This is a genomic window from Tianweitania sp. (assembly GCF_032053605.1).
GTDB lineage: Bacteria > Pseudomonadota > Alphaproteobacteria > Rhizobiales > Rhizobiaceae > Tianweitania.
Window position 1 is genome coordinate 1 of the sequence record NZ_DAMBUH010000014.1, and the last position, 3,077, is coordinate 3,077.

Below are 3,077 nucleotides of genomic sequence, written 5' to 3' on the forward strand. Positions count from 1 at the left end.
CGCTTGTCCGTTCCCGGCCTGTTTGCCGCCGGCGACGGCGCCGGTATCGGCGGTGCCGACCACGCCGCCGTTGAAGGCCGCATCGCGGCGCTCGGCGCTCTTTCCGATCTCGGCCTGCTAGAACAAACGGATGCCCAATCCCGTCTGACCCCACTGAAGCAGCAGCGCCGCCGTTACCGTCGCGGCCGCGCCTTCCTCGACATCCTGTATCGCCCGGCCCGAACCAGCTGAAGACCTTTCTCCGCTGCGGCATGGGCCCGTGCCAGGGCCGCCTTTGCGCTTCCACTGTCACAGAGATCATGGCGGAAAGCCGCGGCGTCAGCCCGGCCGAAATCGGCACCTATCGCCTGCGCGCGCCGATCAAGCCGGTGCGCCTGTCCGAACTCGCAGCCCTCCCGCAGATCGAGGACGCCGTTTTTGCCGTCACCGGCCGCCGCCCCGAACCCGTATCCAACCCGAAAGGACCGAACCCATGACCAACCGCCATCTCCAGACCCCGATCATGCACCGCGTCGTGGAGCATAGCGGCCTCGTTTTCGTTGGCGGCACGACCTGCGATGACGAAAGCCTCGACATGGCCGGCCAGACCAAGGAAATCCTGGCCAAGCTCGACACCTATCTCGCGCAGGCCGGTTCAAACAAAACCAAGCTCCTGTCGGCCACGATCTTCATTACCGACATGAACCTGAAGCCCGAGATGGACAAGGTCTGGAAGGAATGGCTGTCGACGGACACCTTCCCGACCCGCGCCACCGTCGGCGTTGCCGATCTCGGCGGCACCACGCTGATTGAGATCGTCGTCACCGCCCACAAGTAAGACCAAGCGCGCCAGCACTGCCGGAAGGACCGTTCCATGAAGATCAGCACTATCCGCATCTATCGCATCGAAGGCGGCGGTTTGCGGCCAGTGCTGGTCGAGATCGAAACCGATGAAGGCATCAGCGGCTTCGGCGAAGCGGGCGTCGCCTATGGCTATGGCGCGCCCGCGCTTGCCGGGATGTTGGAAGACATGGCGGCGCAGATCATCGGCCGCAACGCGTCCGAAATCCGCATGATCTGGCAAGATCTTTACGACCAGTCCTTCTGGGCGAAGGGCGGCGGAGCCATTACCTTCGCGGCGCTCAGCGCCATCGAACTCGCGCTTTGGGACATCAAGGGCAAGGCGGCCAATCTGCCGGTGCATGAGCTGCTCGGCGGCGCGATGCGGAGCCAGGTCAAGCTCTACGCCAATGGCTGGAACCACGAGCATGACGACGTGGTGAACTGGGCGAAAGCCGCCGCCCGCCCGCTCGCGGATGGCTTCCGCAGCCTCAAATCCTATCCCTTCGCCCATGAACTGCTGGACGGCACCTTCCGCCATGTGTCCGCACGCGCCGTTGATGATGGTCGCTTCAAGCGTGCGGTGGAGCGCGTCAAGGCGTTGCGCGCGGAAGTCGGTCCCGACATCGAGCTGATGCTCGATCTGTCCGGCGGTGTTGCCGACGACCAGCTCATCCGCTTCCTGGATACCTGCCGCGACCTAGACATCACCTGGATCGAGGAGCCGCTCGACCCCTTCAATCTCGCTGGCCTGTCCAAGGTCGCCAGCCGCCACGCCATCCCTATTGCCGTAGGTGAACGCGTTTACGGCCGCGCCGGCTTCCGCAACGTGCTGGATACGGGTGCGGTGTCCATCGTCATGCCCGACATCGCCAACTGCGGCGGCATGTTCGAAGCCGTCCAAATCGCCGGCATGGCGGAAACCTACAACGCCCGCGTTTCCCCGCACAACTGCGCCAGCTCACTCTGCTCGGCCGCATCTCTGTCTCTCTGCGCCGCCATTCCCAACGCCATGAACCTGGAAGTCTATCCCTACTTCAGCGACGCCAACACCTATGTGCAGGTACTTGAGAACCCACCGGAACAGGCGATCGGCCAAGACGGAACGCTGCAGGTCAACACGATGCCGGGTCTCGGCATCGCAGTTGATCGAAAGGCCATCGCTCCGTTCCTGAGCCACACGATCGACGCCTGACCGTCTACCGCGTCAGTCCAAGCTCCGGCCAAAGCGCATCCACTCGCGCGATCACCGCATCGCTCATCGACAGCGGCGTTCCCCATTCGCGGCTGGTTTCGGGTGCGATCTTGTTGGTGGCATCCAGACCAAGCTTGCCGCCGAGGCCGGGCTGTGGGGAGGCGAAGTCGAGATAGTCGATCGGCGTGTCCGGAATGACAACAAGATCGCGCGGCGCATCGAAGCGGGTCGAGAGCGCCCACATCACATCGTCCCACTTTCGCACATTGATGTCGGGATCGACGACGATGATCAGCTTTGTCATGCTGAATTGAGGCAGCATGGACCACAAGCCCATCATCACCCGCCGCGCCTGTCCGGGATAGCGCTTGTCGATCGCAACAACCATGGCGCGATAGGAGCAGGCTTCCGGCGGCAACCAAAGGTCGGAGATTTCGGGAAACTGGCGCTTGGCCAAAGGCGCGAACAACGGCGTCATGGCTTCACCCAGCCGCGAGGGCTCGTCAGGCGGCCGCCCGGTAAAGGTCGAAAGGTAGAGTGGATCGCGGCGCATCGTGATGGCGGAGGCGGTCATCACCGGAAACGGCTCCACCGAATTGAAGTAGCCGGTATGGTCGCCGTAAGGACCCTCCGGAGCAGTCTCGGCAACCGAGACGCTCCCCTCGATGACCATTTCCGCTTCGGCTGGAACGGGCAGGTCGACGCTGAGGCCGCGCCCGATACGACCGGCCTTGCGCCGCAGCACGCCGGAGAAGGAAAGCTCGCTCATGCCTTCGGGCAGCGGCATCACGGCTGCCAGGATCGTTGCCGGATCGGCACCGATCGCGATCGCGACCGGCATGTCGCGTCCAAGCTTCTGCCAGGCGCGATGATGGCGCGCACCGCCGCGCGCCGGCAGCCAGCGCATGATCGCCTGGTTCCTGTTCAACACCTGCATCCGATAAATGCCGACATTGATGTCATGCGGATCGTCCGGCGCTCGGGTGATCACCAATGGCCATGTGATCAGCGGCGCTGGCTCGCCCGGCCAGCACCATTGGATCGGCAGCGATCCGAAATTCAC

The 3,077-nt window shown here is 63.8% G+C and carries 3 protein-coding genes and 1 pseudogene; 3 read left to right on the forward strand and 1 reads right to left on the reverse strand.

Annotated elements, in window-relative coordinates; all coding sequences use genetic code 11:
* The 3 genes and pseudogenes from RTX98_RS20775 to RTX98_RS05370 all read left to right on the forward strand — a co-directional run.
* Positions 1-476: pseudogene (locus tag RTX98_RS20775) on the forward strand (FAD/NAD(P)-binding oxidoreductase); the annotation flags it as partial.
* Positions 473-817, forward strand: coding sequence for a RidA family protein (locus RTX98_RS05365; RefSeq protein ID WP_312795129.1), 345 nt, complete (start codon positions 473-475; stop codon positions 815-817). The pseudogene RTX98_RS20775 and the gene RTX98_RS05365, both read left to right, overlap by 4 nt.
* A gap of 36 nt (positions 818-853) precedes the next feature.
* Positions 854-2,014, forward strand: coding sequence for a mandelate racemase/muconate lactonizing enzyme family protein (locus RTX98_RS05370; RefSeq protein WP_312795130.1), 1,161 nt, complete (start codon positions 854-856; stop codon positions 2,012-2,014).
* Positions 2,015-2,018: 4 nt separating this feature from the next.
* On the opposite strand, the gene RTX98_RS05375 is transcribed toward RTX98_RS05370, so the two are convergent.
* Positions 2,019-3,077: UbiD family decarboxylase (locus RTX98_RS05375; protein WP_312795131.1), on the reverse strand; the 1,059-nt coding region annotated here is incomplete at its 5' end.

What these genes read in the sequence shown, in the direction of transcription:
- RTX98_RS05365 (WP_312795129.1), top strand. Translation starts at nt 473, where the DNA reads ATGACCAACCGCCATCTCCAGACCCCGATCATGCACCGCGTCGTGGAG.
- RTX98_RS05370 (WP_312795130.1), top strand. Translation starts at nt 854, where the DNA reads ATGAAGATCAGCACTATCCGCATCTATCGCATCGAAGGCGGCGGTTTG.